We start from the raw sequence: 17,936 nt of genomic DNA, 5'->3' as shown, positions 1-17,936 counted from the left end.
AAACCTAAGGCAGCAAACTTAGAAACATTTCTATTTTTGTAATAAATCTTCTTATTTTGATTGAACAGCTCAGAGATATACCACTTTTTAGCGCTTTAAGTAATGATGCTTGGGTCGAGCTCAGCCATCACATGGCGTGTGTACAATATCCTAAAGGTACCACAATCATTTATGCTGATAAAGTAGAACCATATTTTTATATACTTCAAAGTGGCATTGCCCGGGCCTATAGTGATGGCGAAAACCAACAGATTACCTTTTGGTTTGGCGAAAGCGGTTCGGTTCTTTTTTCGTTCAACAGTTATATTAACAATAGTCCCGGTTATGAGAATATCGAACTTTTAACCAATAGCACATTAATCAGGATTAAACTTGCCGATCTCTTTATGCTCTACAGGCAAAACATCGAGATAGCCAATTGGGGCCGAAAAATTGCCGAACAGGAACTCATTGCAACGGAAAGGAGACTCATAGACCGGGCTTTTAAAGGTGCTGCACTACGTTACCATGAATTTGCAGCACAATCTCCCGAACTGATTAAAAGAGTGGCCTTAAAACATATTGCTTCCTATCTGGGTGTAACACAGGTGACATTGAGCCGAATAAGGGCGACACATCAATGATTTTTTAACATTTGTAAAATGTTGCCTGCTCAACGCGACTTAAATTTGCAGAAACACATTTATCATGAACTGGATAATTCTCATTATTGCCGGCCTTTTTGAGGTTGGCTTTACTACCTGCCTTAAATTATCGAACAATTTTTCGAGTATAAAATGGAGCGCAGCTTTTTTTGTATGTATAACCTTAAGTTTTTTATTGCTCAATAAAGCAAGCCAAACTTTACCCATGGGAACAGCCTACGCCGTTTGGACCGGTATTGGTGCTGTAGGAACGGTCATCATCGGGATTTTATACTTCAATGAACCCGCAACCTTTTGGCGGATATTTTTTATCTGCACCCTTATTGGATCCATTGCCGGGTTAAAATTTTTCGCCTCGCATTAGCAGACAGCTCAACTTCCGGAGTTTATCTGGCAAGCGCAAAAACAAATTTCCCAAGTTTCACCGTATGATTATCTTTTTGGAGCGCAATGATTGTGCAATAAATAACGTAATTCCCGTGTTCCGCTTGTACGCTTCGGCTTCGTACCTCAGCCTGCAGGGTACCGCTGCACCCAGGGCTAATTGGCAAAGACAGGATTTCATTTTTGAGGTTTCGAGGTGCAGAAACACTGTTCCTAAACCTGATGGCAGCGGCAGCCCCGAAGAATGAGGGCTACAGCGAACAGCAGGGCTGCAATCCCCAATAAAACACTGCCCTTTCGTTTCCATAAAAAAAAGACTATTCTGATTATTTGTCTCAACCCAAAGATATAAATCTCTTTAATCATGTTTCACGTGTAACCTGATCATCCTTTGTGTAGTCTCACTACTAAACATGGAGCAAAACACTACAGATTTAGCGCTGATCCAAAAAGTATTGAAAATAGATGATGAAAGCGCCGTTTTGCAACTCGAAAATCAGACCTCTGCCTTTAGTGCAAATGGGTACGAGAAGCAAGACAGCCATGCTTTTTTAAATATGGCCATTACACAGCTCTTACCGGATGATGCCGCCATTATTACACTATTTTATAAGGGCGAACAGAGTTTGGAAGAAATTGGCGAAACGTTACACATGGAACCCAATACCATAAAGGTAAAATTGCATAGGGCCAGGCAGCGACTTAAAGAAAAATTACAATATTTGTTAAAGGATGAAGTAAAGGAGTTACTATGAATACGATAGAACAACAGCTTTGGGATTATATTGATGGGAAGCTCAACGAATCTTCAAAAAAAGCCATTGAAGAGAAAATTGAATCCAATGCCGGGATTAAGGCGCAGTATGAGGAGCTGCGAGAACTTAATTCGGCTTTTAATGCACTCGATCTTGATGAGCCTTCCATGTCTTTTACCAGAAATGTGATGGAAAGTATTGCCCTGGCGCCGGCACCCGTAGCCATGAAAACCAAGGTGGATAAAAAGATAATTTACTGTATTGGCGGCTTTTTCGTCCTATCATTGCTATCCCTATTGGGGTATGTAATTTACAACTCTACGCTAAGTATGCCCAAATTTGGATTTAATACTAATTTAAACTTTAGGGTAGATCAATATATTACGCCAACTGTACTGTATAGCTTTCTATTTTTTGATCTGGTGGTAGGACTGGTATTCCTTGATCAGTTTTTAAGGAAAAAAGTTGCTCAGAAGTAAGATAGCTTTACAGCGTTCCCGCAGATCAGAATGATTTACGCAGGCCTATGGCCATCGCACCTTTCGCGGAATATGAGGGAACTCATCAAGTTAAATGTTAACCCAAAGTTTTCAAAATCTCCAATCCCGTTGGCCATTCTCCAAATCCAGAGGCAGCATTAATATGTCCGGCATTACCAATATTGATAAATTCACTGCCCCAATTTTCGGCAAAAAACCCAGCTCTTTCTAATGTTACCCACTCATCATTTGAACTGGCTACAACAATACTTTTAAAATTGATTTTAGCTAAAGGTACATGATCAAAACCGACTGTATCAAAAGTATAACGCGGCGCTTCCAAATCGCTGGGCGCAACCAATAAGGCACCTTTTATCTTCTTTTGGTATTCCTTTGCCCAATTTGCAATTGCTGTGCAACCTAAACTATGACCAATTAAAATTACATTGTCCAAATCATAGCCAACAAGTGCCTGTTCAATCGTTTCAATCCACTCTCTACTGGCCGGTTTATCCCATTCCAATTGATTAATACGGATAAAATGATCTCCGGATTTTTCAAAATGCGTCTGCCAATGATCGGGGCCTGAATTACCCAGGCCAGGAACAATAAAGTAATGGTTCATTGGGTACACTATGAATCCGCGTAAAAATGAAATAAAAAAGGCCGCCATCGCAAGAAAGCAGCCTCATGTGTAAATATGATAAATAAATTAAATTACTTTCACATTAACGGCATTTAAGCCTTTTTTACCGTTGGCAACTTCGTATTGTACTTTGTCGTTTTCACGGATTTCGTCGATAAGACCTGTTGAATGAACAAAAATTTCGCTATCGCCATTCGCAGGGATGATAAAGCCAAAACCTTTAGTTACATTGAAGAATTTTACTGTGCCTTCTTGCATTGTATTAAATATTAAAAATTAAGTATGCAAGGTAAGTTTTAATTTTTAAAATCAAAATAAAATCTTAACATTTTTTAACATTAATTTTTTGTAAACAACAGATTACTAAGGCCTTTTATTTTGCTTTCCCAATCATGGTCAAAGTAATTTCGCTATTATGCGGAATCTCCAATGTTGTTCCCGGAGCAACATTAAAAAGGTTTCTGACATAGATATCGGCTATTCCCTGCGCTACCTTTTTTTTAGCTTCAGCATTTTCAGGAAGCACGTTATAAACCGTTTTTACATGTATTCCTCCCTGAAAATCAACAATAGCCGAAACCTGGTAAGCAAAATCCTTATAAGCGCGATCTATCCTGATAATATATTGTGGAAACATGTAATCGTAAGCCTCGGTTCTGTTATTCGTCCGGTCTACCGTACTGATTTTTTCAACCCTTGCAATTTTGCTTTTAGGGATAAACTGAACCGGATTTGTTGCGGCAAAAGCCCTGTCACTACTGGCATTAACTTCGGCCGAACGTTTCTCTATAAAAGCGGTGTCGGCTTTGCTCGGTTTTTGCAGTTCTTCGGCTTTCGTTTTTAATTTATTTTTTATATAATCCCGAGCGTAAAAAGTCATGTTTACATCGGAACGGACATCCGTGGCAATCACCTTTCCGTCTACCTGTATTCTTTGAAAAACCAAACTGTCTTTACTGATGTGCTTCACTTTAAAAAATTCTGCTGCGAAATTATATACATTGGCGTGGTCGTACTGCAGGTAAAAATTCTGCATCCTTTTTTTCTGTGGGCTCCATGCAGCCATCGTGTCTTCTTTTACCACTTCAATAATCCATGATGGCTTTTGCATAAAACCTTCCCGATTGAAAGAATATCCATCTTTAAAACGCCGCTTTACTTCAACATAACGAATGCCCTTTACAGGTTCGAAAGTAAAATCCCTTAAGGTTGGATTGCTGGTTTTAGCGCCATAATTACAGGCAGAAATCATCAGTACAAAAAAGATAGGGTATATGGTATTTTTAAACATGTCGACGAAAATATTGAGCTAAAATAGGTTTTTTTAACCAGAGGCGAACAGCATTATCAGAAGGGCAACGTTATCTATTGCCCTGTTTTTTCACCAGGATGACATTGGCAACCTTACGTTGCCCTTCATGATCCCATTTTTTATTATCGGTTGGATAATTAATCACTCCATGATCAGGCATTCCATTAACCCACAAGGTAGTTGAACCACCACCATCAAAATTTAGGGCACTTGTACAGCCTAGCCAACGCATCAGTTTGGTTAGTTCGAACAAATTCATGCCCGCAGCATGATCATTTCTTCCATCAACGGTCAACAAAATCACCCGCCCGTTTGGCTTTATCCCAAGGCAGCTACGCGGATGACGCAAACGACTGAAACTGGTCGTATCCAAGGTTTCATCAATATCGTTTAAAGTTAGTAAAGGTCCGTTCAACATCATATCATTGGCGGTCAGTTTTGTTTCCCAGTCTGTTGTCCTATCCCACTTTTTAATCGAAATTTTTCCATTTTCAATTACAACTGCTGCTTCCTGATGCCTGGCCCTATTACCATTCTTATCTAAGTGGTTTGTGTTGATGGTTTTTCCGTTAACACGGACAAAATCTACAGCACCTCCGTTTTTTACATCGAAAAAATTGCCGTTTATCGCTGCTATTGCCTTATCCCTTAACCCAAAATTGCTGGTGGTAAGCAACTCTCTTTCTTCTGCCCCGATAGCAAAAACGGCCCTGCGACCTGTATTTTTAATTTCTAAAAATGAAATATTCTGGTTTGCCGCAAAAAGATTTTTATGATCAAAATGATGTCTGAATAAAACCACCTGCCGGGCGATTCTGCTTTTATGCCATTTGGTTTTAACAACGGTAATGGAATCGGCATTTTGGCCAAAGGATGAGAAACTTAAAGTAAATAATGCAACGGAAAAAAATATCTTTTTAAACATAACCTTGTTTTAGGATAAAATTAAAAAACTTGTCATTAAAAAACCTCGCAGGTTTTTGAAACCTGCGAGGTTTAGCTAACGCAAAATAATCATTGAATGCATGGCTACATTCAACCATGCAATTATTTATTTCTTCGGATCTAAAATATCTTTAATTCTGATATTTAAATCTTCATAATGTGCTTTGGTAGTGGCATCACCGGCAGCAGCCCTGGCCTTTGTGGTGGCCAATAGGGTTTTCAATTCCGCACGAACCAATGGCCTGATATCAGATAAGCCAACATTGATTGGCGTTAAACCATAACTTGCAGCATAATCTACAGGGAAGCCAACCGGAAGTTCATTCTCTTTAGTCATCAGATCCTGCAAACGGTCTACGTAGGCACGTTGTAAATTACGTTTAAATGCATCTGCTCTTCCAGGTACAAAAACGGATGACCTTAAGTCTGTAAATAATTCAGGCAAGGTATATGCTTTAGCTTTGCCATTTTTAGTCTCATTATCTAACAAGCGGGCAATACGGGATGCTGATAGTAAATTACCTAAAGTATTTGTTTGAACGCCTTTAATGCGGTTTAACAATACACCATTATCAAATTTACTTAACTGATCATTGCTGATTAACCAAAGCGGCGTATTAAATAACTGCTGGTTAAAAAAAGTAACAGCTTCTTTTTGTTTTGACTTAGGTAAATAGGCATAAACCGGTCCTTTTTGGTCGTAAGTTTTAAAGTTTTCGCTTAAACCACCAACATTGGTTGCTACATGCCCCATGTAACGGTTAAACTGGCCAACAATTTCGGTATATATTTCTTTTAAATCGCTGTAATCTTTTCCTTTTTGATAGGTCCACTTTTCAACATTTGGAAGAATGCGTTTTAAATTAGCAATGCCATAAGTACTGGCTTTCATGGCATTGTCGCCCAAATCCTCGCTTTGCAAACGCGGATCTAATGAGGTGCCCTGGCGGCCGTAGAAATATAAAGGATTACCTGCATTTTTCAATGTCCACTGGTCTAAAACTTCCTTTTCCTGCTCTGCGGTTTTGTTGCCGGGAATCCAGGAATAACCCCATTTTATAGACCATTTATCGTATTCTCCTATTTGAGGGTGAAGTTTGGTTACACCATCACCAGGCTGAGCGATGTAGTTAAAACGTGCATAATCCATGATTGATGGCGCGGTACCATGCTTATCGGTAAATGTTTTTGAACGTAAGGAATCAACAGGATAAGCATAACTTGAGCCAAAATTATGTGGCAAGCCTAAAGTATGTCCAATTTCGTGTGATGATACAAAACGGATCAGCTCGCCCATCTGTGCATCGGTAAATTGTGCTTTACGCACTTCAGGATTAATGGCTGCTGTTTGTACAAAATACCAGTTACGCAACAGGTTCATTACGTTATGGTACCAACCAATATGCGTTTCTAAAATTTGTCCGGTACGGGGATCGCTAATGTGCGGGCCGTAAGCATTTGCAATATCTGAGGCAAAATAACGGACTACCGAGTACCTGGAGTCTTCTACACTAAACTGAGGGTCTTGTTGCGGTGTCGGCGCTTCTTTACCGATAATGGCATTTTTGAAACCAGCAGCTTCGAACGCTACCTGCCAATCGTTAATTCCCTGGATCAAAAACGGCACCCATTTTTTTGGCGTTGCAGGGTCGATATAAATGATGATCGGTTTTACCGGTTCTACCAATTCGCCCCGTTTATAGGCATTTGTATCCTTTGGAACTAAATTCCAGCGGTGAATGTAGGCTGTACGTTCTGCTTTTTGTGCATTGCTTCCGTAATCGATTTGAGATTGACCAAAATAACCAACCCTGCTATCCATTATCCTGGCTTTCACAGGCGTTTTTGGCAATAATAACATCGATGTATTAAACTCGAAAGTAACAGCTCCATTACTGCTATCAGTAGGAGATTCCGCTGCACGGTAAGTTTTGGCTGTTTTTACTTCCACATTAATAGGAAAAGTTTTTATCGTATCAATATAAGAGCGCGATCCATCATACATCGTAACTTTGTATGCTTTACGGATTTGATCCGTAGCGCCGATGGCCATAATATCACCGTTATAAAAATCGGTAACATCAATCACAACGCCTGTTGTGTCTTTGTTATAGGCTTTAATTTCAAAGCTTGCCAAAATCTGTGCAAGATTAGAGTTTTGCACTGATTCGTACATATCACTGTTCTGATCAGCTTTGGTTGAATAGCTAGGTACCCGAATGTAAACCTGTTTACCTCTACGCTCCCATTTCCATACCTGCTCGTTTAATTCTTCCCCACCATATTGCTGGTTACCCACTTTTACTCCTGCAGGCGCTTTTGCCAAACGGGTAACTACGAGCATTTCGCGGTTAATCATTGAATCCGGTATCTCAAAATACCATTTATCATCAACTTTATGTGTTTTAAATAAACCGTTTGTTGTTCTCGCCTTTGCAGTAATTACTTCAGCAAATGGTTTAATGCCTTCTTTTTTTTGTGCTGCCGCGGGAGCTGCCGTTGGAGTTGTTGGAGTGCTTCCTTTAGTTGTTTTGGATTTTTTCTGGGCATATACCGGACTGGTTCCGGCTATGCCAAGTGCTACGATACCTGCAAGGGCAAGTACCTTAAGATTTTTATTCATGTGTATATAAAGTTAGTTTGCTTGGCAATAAGAGGTTAAAGTTAAAACCTTGTTACACGACAAACCATTTGTAACTGTAAAATTACGCTTATCAAATTCTCTTTTCGAGTTTAACTACTTTAAAATAGGTTTGATTATCCCTGAAAATTTCGAGAATGATGGCTCTGTCTGCTTTCGATTTAAACATTTCAGTAAGATCATTTAAAGAATAGGCATCCATGCTTTTAAAGTTTACGCCGATAATTTCATCATTAGGCTGTAAACCGGCCTTTTCTGCCGGGCTATTTTCGTCTATTTCACCAATCAATACTCTTTTATATGTCTGCTGGTCGAGATATAACACCATACCCACCATATCATGTTCGAAAGGCACTTTTCTGAATCCATTGGGTTTAACATAAATAAAACCATCCTGATAATTAAACTGAATGTTAAATTTCCGGAGTAAATCGGCGCCTAAATTGCCATTCCGTTTAGATAGATCAATTTTATCTGCAATGCTCGCAAAATCAGGAAATCCCGAAACGACGTCTTTGAAAACATATCCTCCAATATTGAATCTCTTTATACGGCCAACATATCCCTTAATCAGCCCGCTTAAACTCATTCCCAAATTAGCTTTGATTTTTTTCTCAGGCAGAGGGAATCCTGTTCCATTCAGCATTTCGAGCGATAAAGCATGGCTGGCCCCGGTATCTATCAAAAACCTCGCTTCAACAGTTTTACCATTAGGCACATCAATGGTAGCAAATATGTAAGGCTTCTGGTTCTCAATTTCGATTGGGATTTTTTTTCCCCGGTATTTAATCCTGGTGTCCCGATCGTAGATAATCAGCCTGTTTTCACTGTATCTGATATCAACAATAAAACTGTTAAAAAAGCTATATCCCAGCAAGCCATAAATTTTCAGTCCTAAATGTCCTGACAGGTTAAACAAATCTTCTTTTAACACCGCCGCTGGTATATATTTGATGCTGGCGCTGCCTACTTTAACATTAAGACTTTGAGAAACATAAGCATCAACGCTTTCAATGCCAAGGCCAAGAACTTTAATTTTACGGAGTTTACCAAAATTCAAGGAATCGATAATAGATGGATCGGTAATAATCATGGGACCAACGCCAGTATCGAGCACAAAATCGTAGGGCCCGTTTCCGTTTACAAACACCGGAATAACCATCAGGTTCTTAATACACTTAAAAGAAATTGACTGTTTTTGCCTTTTTCTATTAAAGAGGAACTCCTGGCCATGCCCGGAAAATGTGAGCAATACAAGCAGTGTGCAAATGGTCAGTTTACGTAAACAGATTATTACACCAGGGTTATATTTGGCTAACATTAAACTAAATTTAATAAATTAGTTAATCTTTATGTCTCCTAAATTTAGCACATGTTTCTTTTAAAAAATCATAATTTTATTTTTATCGCATTTGTTCTGTCACTTAGCTTATTAGCGGGCTGCTCAACGAATAAGATTATTTCACAAAAAGTGGCCAGAGAATTTAAAAATTCGCAGGTGATTAAGCAATATCAGGTTGGCTTTGCGCTCTATAATCCGGCAGATAAAAAAATGATTTTTCAAAAAGATGCAGACCGGTATTTTACCCCTGCATCCAACACCAAACTGTATACTTTTTTTGCAAGCCTAAAAATGTTGCCCGATTTAATGCCGGCTTTAAAATATACCGAGCAGAATGATTCGTTGATTTTTTGGGGAACCGGCGACCCTGCTTTTTTACAGTTTGCAATAAAAGACAAGTCCGCATACAATTTTCTCCTGGCATCAGATAAAAAGCTATTCTTTTCTCCCGGTCGATATTCAGGTAATTTCTTCGGCGAAGGCTGGGCCTGGGATGATTACGACTATTATTACCAGCCGGAAATTACCGAAATGCCCATCATGGACAACATGGTTACTTCTACCTATGCCTCACCTAATAAGATTAATATTAAACCAAAGGTTTTTGCCCCTTGTTTTGAAATAGATTCTACCCAGAAAACAGGCAACTTTCAGGTTAGAAGAGATTTCTTAAGCAACCGCTTTCACTACCCTGCAGTTGTGGTAAAACCTGGTTATAATCAACAAAACCCCTATAAAACGACAACGCAATTAACCGTTGAGATCCTGGCAGACACCTTACACAAACCCATTGGAATCGTAAAGCAAAAAATACCTAAGGATGCTAAAACCTTGCCTGGTGCTAAGCGGGATTCGGTTCTAAAGTACATGATGTTACCCAGCGATAATTTTATTGCAGAACACCTTTTATTGGTTTGTGCCAATCAGATTGGCGATACATTAAGTACGGCGAAAGCCATTGAATACATTACAAAAAATTACCTTTCTTTTCTGCCTGATCAAGTAAAATGGGTTGACGGATCTGGACTGTCCCGCCAAAATTTATTTACACCCCGAGACAATGTATACCTTCTTGATTCCATTTACAGGCTGGTAAATAATCCCGAAAAGCTTTTTGATCTATTTCCTGCAGGCGGTAAAAGCGGCACTTTAAAGAGTGCTTATCCTAAAACCAGTGAACCTTTTGTTTTTGGTAAAACGGGTTCACTCGGGGGTGTTCATAACCAAAGCGGATATGTACTCACCAAAAAGGGGAAAACCTATATTTTTTCTTTCATGAACAACAACTTCGTAAAACCAACTGCCGAGGTACGTGCGGAAATGGTGAGAATCATGACCTATATACACGATCATTTTTAAGCATACGCAACATCAAAACACCTAACCTATGAAAAAAATATACTTGCTAACCGGCATTTGTGTACTGCTTATCGTATCATCCTGCAAAAAGAATGATTCCATAACAGCGCCTTTTGAGCCACCTCTTCCTGGCACGCCATACGTACCAGACAATAACTTTAAGGTTATAAGTTATTTCCCAAGTTACCGGGATCCGGCTGGTATCGCAGATTCGAAATTTAAAATGATTACACACCTCTTTTATGCCTTTCTGAATCCCAATCCGGACGGAAGTTTAGCGGCATTAGCACAACCTGGCCGATTTACAGCCGTAATCCAAAAAGCAAAGTCAAATGGGGTGAAAACAGGTATTTCGATTTCTGGCACAAAAAGTATTTTTGTAACCATGGCTGCATCTGCAGCTACCAGAAATTTGTTTGTAAAGAATGTGCTCACTTTTTCCAAAACAAATAACCTGGATGGCATAGATATGGACTGGGAGTATCCAAGTACCAGCGATGGGTCGGCAGACAATTATGTGCTGCTAATGAAAGAACTTTCAGATTCACTTCATAAATACCACAAATTTTTAAGCGCGGCCATAACCCCTGGCGTATACGCCGGCAGTATCCGTGACGGATTAAAATCTGAGGTTTTCCCTGCTGTGGATTTCTTTAATATTATGGTTTATGATGGAATTGGCTGGGATAAAAATGAGTCTATTCAACATGCATCCTATAATATGGCTGTTGCCAGTTTAAATTATTGGTTAAATACACGTGGTATGCCAAGGGAAAAAGCCGTTTTAGGCATCCCTGCTTATGGTAAGAATGCCAATAATTCAGCTAAGGCCTATCGTGATTTTGTAGCCGCTGGTGTCGATGTGAGTTTAGATAATGCTTTAGTTGATGGCATTCAATTTTATTTTAATGGAACAATAACCACTAGAAAAAAAGCTAAACTTGCCAAAGATATTGCAAATGGAATCATGTTCTGGGAATTCTACCATGATGACAATGGTGATAAGTCCATTATCCGTGCTGCAAATGACGAGCTTGGCAGAAACTACAATTGATATGATGCTTGACTTTAAATCCATAAAACAACCTTTTTCAAACACCATCAACATTGGAAATACCTCTTATTTATACTTTGGCGGAACGGCTTATCTGGGCATTCCACAAAATCAGGATTTCATCGACTTATATATTGAAGGGATTAAAAAATTTGGTTTAAATAACGGAACAAGTCGCACCAACAACATCCAGTTGGGTATTTACAGCAAGGCGGAGAAAGTAGCTGCGGCACGCTTTGGAGCTGAAGCCGCTTTGATTACTTCAAGCGGATATTTAGCAGCGCAGCTTACCATTAAGGCTTTATCGAAACTCGGAAAGGTAATTTATGCCCCATCCACACACCCTGCACTTTGGTTAGCAGAAAATCAAACCAGAAATTTAATGCCTTTTGAAGCATGGAAACAGGAAACCATCGACAAAATAAATGCATCTGAAGAAAAAAGTTGGGTTTTGATCAGCAATTCAATGAACAACCTGATGCCCGAAATTTACGATTTCGAATTTGTTAAAGAAATCCGTAATGATAGAAACATCATGCTAATTGTTGACGATTCGCACGGAATTGGTGTAAACAACAACGGTATAGGTACTATCGTAAATCTTCCCAAACAAGACAACATTGAAAATGTAGTAGTTGCCTCAATGGCCAAAGCGTTGGGGATAGACGCGGGCATTGTTTTAGCTTCCAATAAAGTAATTGATCAACTTAAACATTCAAATACATTTATAGGCGCTTCGCCACCTGGTCAGGCCGGACTTTATGCATTTTTACACGCAAGTGAAATATACAGCAAGGCATTAAACAAACTTAAAAACAATATGCTGCTGTTTGAAACAGCATTAAACCATACCTGGAAACACGCATCTGGCTTTCCGGTGTATTTGTCCAGTGAAATTAATTCTTCAGAAAAGCTCCTGCAAAAGCAGATCTTAATTTCATCTTTCCCTTATCCAAACCCTGGCGATGCTCCTTTAGATCGCATAGTGCTTTCTTCCTGGCACGAGAAAGAAGATATCGGAAAACTGGTGGCAGCCATAAATTTTTAGCCTTTCCTGATCCAATTAATTTTTCAATATTTATGGTATGAAAAAACTTTTCGTATTACTGGCCTTAACACTGCTCTTCATTAATATCGTTTCTGCGCAAACCACTACGGTTTGGGTTGTCAGGCACGCCGAGAAAGACAAATCCAATCCACAGGATAATAACCCAGGCCTCTCTGATGAAGGAAGAATCCGGGCGGGAGATTTAGCTACATACCTTAAAAAGGTAAAGTTTGATGTTGCTTTTGCCACACCCACGAAAAGAACACACCAAACATTAGATTCACTGGTGATTCCGAAAGTGGTTGATTATAAAGACATCAAATCGCTTGTGGACAGCATTAAAACCAATTATGCTGGCAAAAACGTGATTATTGCCGGCCATTCTAACACCGTGCTGGAGATTATTGAAGCCTTTGGCGGTAAAAGACCCAAAGAAGAATTAACAGACGATGATTATGACTATATTTTTGAATTATCGGTTAAAGGAGATAAAGCGCGGGTAAAAATGGACCAATACGGCAGGCCACACCATTTGTAGTTTTTAACTCAGGTTATTGTGTTGTCAGGTCTTACCACCTGACAGTTGAAAATTAAATATTAAGTAATTTAGTGTAAGATGATAACATCTTACACCACCGACGTTTGCATTAAGATTCCGCATGCACGAGAATGACGATCACACTAGTGGAGTTTGTCAGCTTATCGAAGAACTGATAATAAACCAATGGCAATTGAACTAATAAACTACAGTTTCCCGAATGGAATATCCATTAAATCAAAGTTTCTCCATTCCGAGAAATCATAATGCCACCATTCATTTTCCAGCACATTCATGCGGTATTTAGCCATGATGGCGATAAGAAAATCACGGTTTTTCTTTGCTTCCGGAGTTACATTCTCATACTTGGCTGCAGCAGCAGCCGAAAAACTATCGTAAGGTGTTGGCATCGGAAGTTCTTTGCCCGTCTTCAAATTAATCAACGTCAAATCTACTGCACAGCCCCTATTGTGTTTAGATCCCTTTGCGGGATTGGCTACAAAATTTTTATCACTTGCTTTTTTATAAAACTCAACGGTAATGGCATACGGACGGTAGCCATCAAATATTTTTAAGCCGTAACCATTTTTATTTAATTCCCTCTGGATCTTTTTTAAAGATTCTACCACTGGCTTTCGCGCAAAAGCCCTCGCCTGCTTATACATGATCTGCCGCATAAAATTATTTTTAGTGGCGTAGCGGATATCCAGTTTAATATTGGGAATGGCTTTGATAATTTCAACCAATTCTTTGTTCGGGTCTGTTTTTATGGATGCCAGGTACTGATTATAGGAACTTACCACTACAAGCTTGTTTGTGGTGGACGGCTTATTTTGCGCGCAAACGCTAACCGAGAGGAAAAGAAATAATGTAAAGAGTTTGATTTTCATACTTTAGCATCAAGATGTTTGACTGTGGCTTCAGGATACATCCGTCTTACATCATACATTTACATCCAACCTTTTTATTGATTCGAGACCACTAATAATTCAAGATCCTTAAATGGCAAATTAAACATATCAGCCAGATCCTTGTTGGTGCAGTTACCTTGATAAATGTAAAGTGCTTCGCGGATTCCCGGGTTATTCCAAACCATATTCATCAGACCTCCCAGTTCGCCTATATCCAATAAAATCGGTGCAAAGATATTGGTCAGCGCATACGACGCCGTTCTTGGAACGCGGGAGGCTATATTAGGCACACAATAGTGAATTACATCATACTTTCTGAAAACCGGATTGGCATGATTGGTTACTTCAGAAGTTTCGAAACAACCACCCTGGTCAATACTAACATCAATCACCACCGAATGTGGTTTCATCCGGGCAACCGTTTCTTCCATCACTATACACGGACTACGCCCATGAGTTGCCCTAATGGCGCCGATTACCACATCGCAGGTTGTGATAGCCTTATTTAAAACGATAGGCTGCATAACCGAGGTAAATACCCTGCTGCCCAGATTATTTTGCAAACGGCGTAAGCGGTAAATAGAACTGTCAAAAACTTTTACTTCTGCACCTAATGACAAGGCAGTCCTGGCAGCATATTCACCCACCGTTCCGGCGCCTAAAATCACAATTTCTGTTGGAGGAACCCCTGTGAAGCCACCCAACATTAAGCCTTTTCCTCCGGTTACATTACTCAGATATTCTGCGGCAATTAAAATAGAGGTCGAACCTACAATTTCGCTCATCGCGCGCACTACACTCAGTGTATTGCCCTCGTCGCGAAGATTCTCAAAACATAACGCATTAATTTTTTTATGCATCAAGGCTTTCAGGTAATCTTGCTTAAGCGTTCCGGTCTGCAAGGAGGAGATAAGCGTTTGCCCCTTATGCATCATTTCAATCTCTTCCAGCATTGGGGGCGCAATCTTCACCAGGATATCAGCATCAAAAACTTCCTTTTTGTTATAGGCAATTTTTGCGCCCTGCTCTGCATATTCCGTATCAGAAAAATTAGCGGCAATGCCTGCTCCGCTTTCTAAAACAACCCGATGCCCGTTATTTACCAGTAAAGCAACAGATAAAGGGGTTAATGCAATTCTATTTTCCTGAAAAGAAATTTCCTTGGGTATTCCTATGTATAGATTATTTTTTTTATTTCTGGTTTCTAACGTTGCTTCTTGCGTTTGTAATAAACCCTGACGAGCTATATCGGCCATTCCTTCGCGTAATCCTGTAGCCATGTTGAATTAAAATTATGATAGTTTTAGGTTGTTCAAGGTACGCAAAATCTGTTAATTTATTGATAACGAATTGTTATACCTTCGAAAAGCGGAATAGCCTGCGGTTTTCATCCAGCACATTGATCACAACCTTAATAAGATTTTCGGGCAATAATTCTTCTACCCGCTCCGGCCACTCAATTAAACAAATACCACCACCATAAAAATACTCCTCATACCCCAAATCGTAGGCTTCGCGGATATCTTTTATCCGGTAAAAATCGAAATGGAATACCGGTCCGTTAGGGCTATCATATTCATTAACGATAGAGTAAGTTGGGCTCGAAACTACATCGGCTATGCCTAAAGCTGCACAAAAAGTTTTGATGAAGGTTGTTTTTCCAGCGCCCATATCGCCTTCAAATATGAAGACTTTCTCACTGCCTGCAAAATCTGAAAGCTGCTGAGCGACAGCAGGTAAATCGGCTAAACTATTTACTTCGATATCCATTTTGTAAAATAAAGGCAAAAGTAATACATAATTGAATTGCTTTTGCCTTGCTATTAAAATTTGAATGAAACAGATCCTGAAACAAGTTCAGGATGACGATTCTATTGAATGAAAAAGTCTCAAGATGACAACCGACTAAATATGTAACTTATAACTTTAGCTAGATGAATAAGTCATCATCAGAGCAATTATACAATTAACCTTTAAAGTAGAGGCCGATAATCATTAAAGCCAACGCTATAAACAAGCCAACAAACCATTTAATCATATCAGTTTTAGCATTCGCCAAATCTTCTTTAGAAGCCAAATGGCTGGTTTTATCAACTTTCGCCTCAATATAACTGGTTTGAGTTATCGAAATATTCATATGTCTAAACTCTAATTAAAATTAAGAATAATGCTTCAGTTTAACAAAATACAGGCATATTTATTCTTGCAATGATTGCTTTGGCCTTACTATTCAAACGAACAAACCCTGAAACAAATTCAAGAGACATTCTTTGAAAAATGACCGATCTTATGTCTCAAATCTAACATCTCAAATCTCTCAAACTACCTCGGCGAATACGTGACTATCGGAATGATCATTTCCTCAAGCGAAATACCGCCATGCTGGAAAGTTTCGTTATAATAATTTACAAACTGGTTGTAATTGTTCGGATAAACGAAATAACTATCTTCTCTCGCAAAAATATAACTGCTGCTGATATTGATTTTCGGCAACAACGCATCGTGAGGATTTTTGATCAAAAACACTTCTTTTGCATTAAAATTAAGGTTCCTGCCCTGCTTATACCTCAAATTGGTATTTGTGCTTCTATCACCGATTACTTTAACCGGTTTTTTAACACGTATGGTCCCGTGGTCGGTAGTGATGATTACCTTAACTTTTTTCTGCGAAATTTTCTTCAATAAATCCCAAAGCGGAGAATGCTCAAACCACGATAAGGTTAATGAACGGTACGCCGCATCATCATTGGCCAGCTCCCGTATCATCTGCATATCGGTACGCGCGTGGCTTAACATATCAACAAAGTTGAACACAATGGCATTAAAATCGTTATGCAATAAATTATTTGTTTGCTCAACTAGGTCTTTCCCCTGCTCAAAAGTCAGGATTTTATGATAACTGAATTTACAGTCCTTTCTTAAGTTACGCTTTATATTATCCGCCAGGAAAGCTTCTTCATGCATGTTCTTCCCTCCTTCATCATCATCGTTTTGCCAAAGCTGAGGAAAACGTTTTTCCATATCCAAAGGCATCAAACCAGAGAAAATTGCATTACGGGCATATTGTGTTGCCGTTGGCAAAATGCTTGTATACATATCTTCCTCATCTATCCTAAAATATTCTGATATTAATGGATTGATGATTTTCCATTGATCATATCTCAAATTATCTATCAGGATAAAAAATACCGGTGTGTTATCATTAATAAGCGGAAAGGCCTTTTTCTTTAATAATTCGTTCGAAAGCAAAGGCGCTTTATCCCTGTTCTTTATCCAATCCAGATAATTTTCCTCAATAAATTTTGTAAACTGTGTATTGGCCTCCTGTTTTTGCATGGTCAAAATTTCATGCATTTGCGGATCGTCCAGTTTTTCCAACTCGAGCTCCCAAAAAACGATTTTTTTGTAAACATCAATCCACTCTTCATAATTAAGCCTGTCACCTAATGTCATCCCCAAACGGCGGAAATCCTGTTGATAGGCCATAGAGGTTTTTTCACTCACCAAACGTTTGTTGTCGATCAGCTTTTTAATGGTCAGCAAAACCTGCTTAGGATTTACAGGTTTAATCAGATAATCATCAATTTTGCTGCCTATCGCATCTTCCATCAGGTTTTCTTCTTCACTTTTTGTGATCAGCACTACCGGAACATCCGGGTTTAAATTCTTAATGGCTGATAAGGTTTCGATACCACTCATTCCAGGCATATTCTCATCCAGAAAAACCAGGTCAAAATGGGATTTTCCAAATGCCTCTAAAGCATCATTTCCATTGGTAAAAGTAGTTACGTGGTAACCCTTATCATTTAATAATAATATATGTGGTTTCAACAGGTCGATTTCATCATCGGCCCATAATATTTTAGTTTCTTGCATGT

The 17,936-nt window shown here is 39.1% G+C and carries 20 protein-coding genes; 9 read left to right on the top strand and 11 right to left on the bottom strand.

Annotation, left to right across the window (positions count from 1 at the left end):
• The first annotated feature begins 56 nt into the window (after positions 1-56).
• The 5 genes from BM107_RS11645 to BM107_RS11625 all read left to right on the top strand — a co-directional run bounded on the left by BM107_RS11645 (position 57) and on the right by BM107_RS11625 (position 2,262).
• Positions 57-623: a Crp/Fnr family transcriptional regulator gene (locus tag BM107_RS11645; RefSeq protein ID WP_090983472.1), complete on the top strand. Its 567-nt coding sequence runs from the start codon at positions 57-59 to the stop codon at positions 621-623.
• A gap of 64 nt (positions 624-687) precedes the next feature.
• On the top strand, positions 688-1,008 hold the full coding sequence (locus BM107_RS11640; protein ID WP_090983470.1) for a DMT family transporter: 321 nt from the start codon (positions 688-690) through the stop codon (positions 1,006-1,008).
• Positions 1,009-1,072: 64 nt separating this feature from the next.
• Entirely contained in the window at positions 1,073-1,276 is a 204-nt protein-coding gene (locus tag BM107_RS11635) for a hypothetical protein (RefSeq protein ID WP_090983468.1), read from the top strand.
• A gap of 165 nt (positions 1,277-1,441) precedes the next feature.
• Positions 1,442-1,783 carry a sigma factor-like helix-turn-helix DNA-binding protein gene (locus BM107_RS11630; protein ID WP_090983466.1) on the top strand — a complete coding sequence of 114 codons (342 nt, stop codon included), beginning with the start codon at positions 1,442-1,444 and terminating at the stop codon, positions 1,781-1,783.
• Entirely contained in the window at positions 1,780-2,262 is a 483-nt protein-coding gene (locus tag BM107_RS11625; RefSeq protein WP_090983464.1) for an anti-sigma factor family protein, read from the top strand. Before BM107_RS11630 ends, BM107_RS11625 begins: the two co-directional genes overlap by 4 nt.
• A gap of 97 nt (positions 2,263-2,359) precedes the next feature.
• On the opposite strand, the gene BM107_RS11620 is transcribed toward BM107_RS11625, so the two are convergent.
• The 6 genes from BM107_RS11620 to BM107_RS11595 form a co-directional block, all read right to left on the bottom strand.
• Entirely contained in the window at positions 2,360-2,887 is a 528-nt protein-coding gene (locus BM107_RS11620; RefSeq protein WP_090983794.1) for an RBBP9/YdeN family alpha/beta hydrolase, read from the bottom strand.
• A gap of 87 nt (positions 2,888-2,974) precedes the next feature.
• The gene (locus tag BM107_RS11615; protein ID WP_010599196.1) at positions 2,975-3,166 is read right to left on the bottom strand and encodes a cold-shock protein; all 192 of its coding nucleotides are present in this window, start codon (positions 3,164-3,166) and stop codon (positions 2,975-2,977) included.
• A gap of 115 nt (positions 3,167-3,281) precedes the next feature.
• Positions 3,282-4,199, bottom strand: coding sequence for a hypothetical protein (locus tag BM107_RS11610; RefSeq protein WP_090983461.1), 918 nt, complete (start codon positions 4,197-4,199; stop codon positions 3,282-3,284).
• A gap of 70 nt (positions 4,200-4,269) precedes the next feature.
• Positions 4,270-5,145 carry a phosphodiester glycosidase family protein gene (locus BM107_RS11605; RefSeq protein ID WP_090983459.1) on the bottom strand — a complete coding sequence of 292 codons (876 nt, stop codon included), beginning with the start codon at positions 5,143-5,145 and terminating at the stop codon, positions 4,270-4,272.
• Between the two features lie 126 nt (positions 5,146-5,271).
• Entirely contained in the window at positions 5,272-7,788 is a 2,517-nt protein-coding gene (locus BM107_RS11600) for a zinc-dependent metalloprotease (RefSeq protein WP_090983457.1), read from the bottom strand.
• A gap of 91 nt (positions 7,789-7,879) precedes the next feature.
• Complete coding sequence (locus BM107_RS11595) at positions 7,880-9,127, bottom strand: aspartyl protease family protein (RefSeq protein ID WP_090983455.1); 1,248 nt, start codon at positions 9,125-9,127, stop codon at positions 7,880-7,882.
• Positions 9,128-9,178: 51 nt separating this feature from the next.
• Between BM107_RS11595 and BM107_RS11590 the strand changes: the two genes are divergently transcribed.
• From BM107_RS11590 to BM107_RS11575, 4 genes are read left to right on the top strand one after another with little or no spacing between them, the layout of a single operon-like run.
• Positions 9,179-10,507, top strand: a complete 1,329-nt coding sequence (locus BM107_RS11590; protein ID WP_090983453.1) for a D-alanyl-D-alanine carboxypeptidase/D-alanyl-D-alanine-endopeptidase — start codon at positions 9,179-9,181, stop codon at positions 10,505-10,507.
• A gap of 28 nt (positions 10,508-10,535) precedes the next feature.
• Positions 10,536-11,561 carry a glycosyl hydrolase family 18 protein gene (locus tag BM107_RS11585; RefSeq protein WP_090983451.1) on the top strand — a complete coding sequence of 342 codons (1,026 nt, stop codon included), beginning with the start codon at positions 10,536-10,538 and terminating at the stop codon, positions 11,559-11,561.
• Entirely contained in the window at positions 11,533-12,609 is a 1,077-nt protein-coding gene (locus BM107_RS11580; RefSeq protein ID WP_244278797.1) for an aminotransferase class I/II-fold pyridoxal phosphate-dependent enzyme, read from the top strand. Before BM107_RS11585 ends, BM107_RS11580 begins: the two co-directional genes overlap by 29 nt.
• Before the next feature lie 37 nt (positions 12,610-12,646).
• Positions 12,647-13,147, top strand: coding sequence for a phosphoglycerate mutase family protein (locus BM107_RS11575; protein ID WP_090983447.1), 501 nt, complete (start codon positions 12,647-12,649; stop codon positions 13,145-13,147).
• A 206-nt stretch (positions 13,148-13,353) separates the two neighbouring features.
• Here the strand turns inward: BM107_RS11575 and BM107_RS11570 are convergent, their stop codons facing one another.
• From BM107_RS11570 to porX, 5 genes are all read right to left on the bottom strand, one after another.
• The gene (locus BM107_RS11570) at positions 13,354-14,037 is read right to left on the bottom strand and encodes a M15 family metallopeptidase (RefSeq protein ID WP_090983445.1); all 684 of its coding nucleotides are present in this window, start codon (positions 14,035-14,037) and stop codon (positions 13,354-13,356) included.
• 74 nt (positions 14,038-14,111) lie between these two features.
• Complete coding sequence (locus BM107_RS11565) at positions 14,112-15,338, bottom strand: alanine dehydrogenase (protein WP_090983443.1); 1,227 nt, start codon at positions 15,336-15,338, stop codon at positions 14,112-14,114.
• Positions 15,339-15,411: 73 nt separating this feature from the next.
• Positions 15,412-15,828 carry a tRNA (adenosine(37)-N6)-threonylcarbamoyltransferase complex ATPase subunit type 1 TsaE gene (gene tsaE / locus BM107_RS11560; RefSeq protein ID WP_090983441.1) on the bottom strand — a complete coding sequence of 139 codons (417 nt, stop codon included), beginning with the start codon at positions 15,826-15,828 and terminating at the stop codon, positions 15,412-15,414.
• A gap of 196 nt (positions 15,829-16,024) precedes the next feature.
• Positions 16,025-16,195, bottom strand: coding sequence for a hypothetical protein (locus BM107_RS24870; RefSeq protein ID WP_166672347.1), 171 nt, complete (start codon positions 16,193-16,195; stop codon positions 16,025-16,027).
• A 185-nt stretch (positions 16,196-16,380) separates the two neighbouring features.
• Entirely contained in the window at positions 16,381-17,934 is a 1,554-nt protein-coding gene (gene porX / locus BM107_RS11555; RefSeq protein WP_090983439.1) for a T9SS response regulator signal transducer PorX, read from the bottom strand.
• Positions 17,935-17,936: the final 2 nt, after the last annotated feature.

The sequence above is a fragment of the Pedobacter suwonensis genome (assembly GCF_900111825.1).
GTDB classification, from domain to species: Bacteria; Bacteroidota; Bacteroidia; order Sphingobacteriales; family Sphingobacteriaceae; genus Pedobacter; species Pedobacter suwonensis.
The sequence above is the reverse complement of the archived record's forward strand: the minus strand, read 5'-3'. Positions and strand labels throughout refer to the sequence as shown.

Bases quoted from the DNA above. Each gene is read 5' to 3' on its own strand.
- porX (WP_090983439.1), bottom strand. From the start codon at position 17,934: ATGCAAGAAACTAAAATATTATGGGCCGATGATGAAATCGACCTGTTG.
- BM107_RS11575 (WP_090983447.1), top strand. From the start codon at position 12,647: ATGAAAAAACTTTTCGTATTACTGGCCTTAACACTGCTCTTCATTAAT.
- BM107_RS11620 (WP_090983794.1), bottom strand. From the start codon at position 2,887: ATGAACCATTACTTTATTGTTCCTGGCCTGGGTAATTCAGGCCCCGAT.
- BM107_RS24870 (WP_166672347.1), bottom strand. From the start codon at position 16,195: ATGAATATTTCGATAACTCAAACCAGTTATATTGAGGCGAAAGTTGAT.
- BM107_RS11640 (WP_090983470.1), top strand. From the start codon at position 688: ATGAACTGGATAATTCTCATTATTGCCGGCCTTTTTGAGGTTGGCTTT.
- BM107_RS11615 (WP_010599196.1), bottom strand. From the start codon at position 3,166: ATGCAAGAAGGCACAGTAAAATTCTTCAATGTAACTAAAGGTTTTGGC.
- BM107_RS11605 (WP_090983459.1), bottom strand. From the start codon at position 5,145: ATGTTTAAAAAGATATTTTTTTCCGTTGCATTATTTACTTTAAGTTTC.
- BM107_RS11610 (WP_090983461.1), bottom strand. From the start codon at position 4,199: ATGTTTAAAAATACCATATACCCTATCTTTTTTGTACTGATGATTTCT.
- BM107_RS11565 (WP_090983443.1), bottom strand. From the start codon at position 15,338: ATGGCTACAGGATTACGCGAAGGAATGGCCGATATAGCTCGTCAGGGT.
- BM107_RS11595 (WP_090983455.1), bottom strand. From the start codon at position 9,127: ATGTTAGCCAAATATAACCCTGGTGTAATAATCTGTTTACGTAAACTG.
- BM107_RS11570 (WP_090983445.1), bottom strand. From the start codon at position 14,037: ATGAAAATCAAACTCTTTACATTATTTCTTTTCCTCTCGGTTAGCGTT.
- BM107_RS11590 (WP_090983453.1), top strand. From the start codon at position 9,179: ATGTTTCTTTTAAAAAATCATAATTTTATTTTTATCGCATTTGTTCTG.
- BM107_RS11585 (WP_090983451.1), top strand. From the start codon at position 10,536: ATGAAAAAAATATACTTGCTAACCGGCATTTGTGTACTGCTTATCGTA.
- BM107_RS11580 (WP_244278797.1), top strand. From the start codon at position 11,533: ATGACGAGCTTGGCAGAAACTACAATTGATATGATGCTTGACTTTAAA.
- tsaE (WP_090983441.1), bottom strand. From the start codon at position 15,828: ATGGATATCGAAGTAAATAGTTTAGCCGATTTACCTGCTGTCGCTCAG.
- BM107_RS11600 (WP_090983457.1), bottom strand. From the start codon at position 7,788: ATGAATAAAAATCTTAAGGTACTTGCCCTTGCAGGTATCGTAGCACTT.
- BM107_RS11630 (WP_090983466.1), top strand. From the start codon at position 1,442: ATGGAGCAAAACACTACAGATTTAGCGCTGATCCAAAAAGTATTGAAA.
- BM107_RS11635 (WP_090983468.1), top strand. From the start codon at position 1,073: ATGATTATCTTTTTGGAGCGCAATGATTGTGCAATAAATAACGTAATT.
- BM107_RS11625 (WP_090983464.1), top strand. From the start codon at position 1,780: ATGAATACGATAGAACAACAGCTTTGGGATTATATTGATGGGAAGCTC.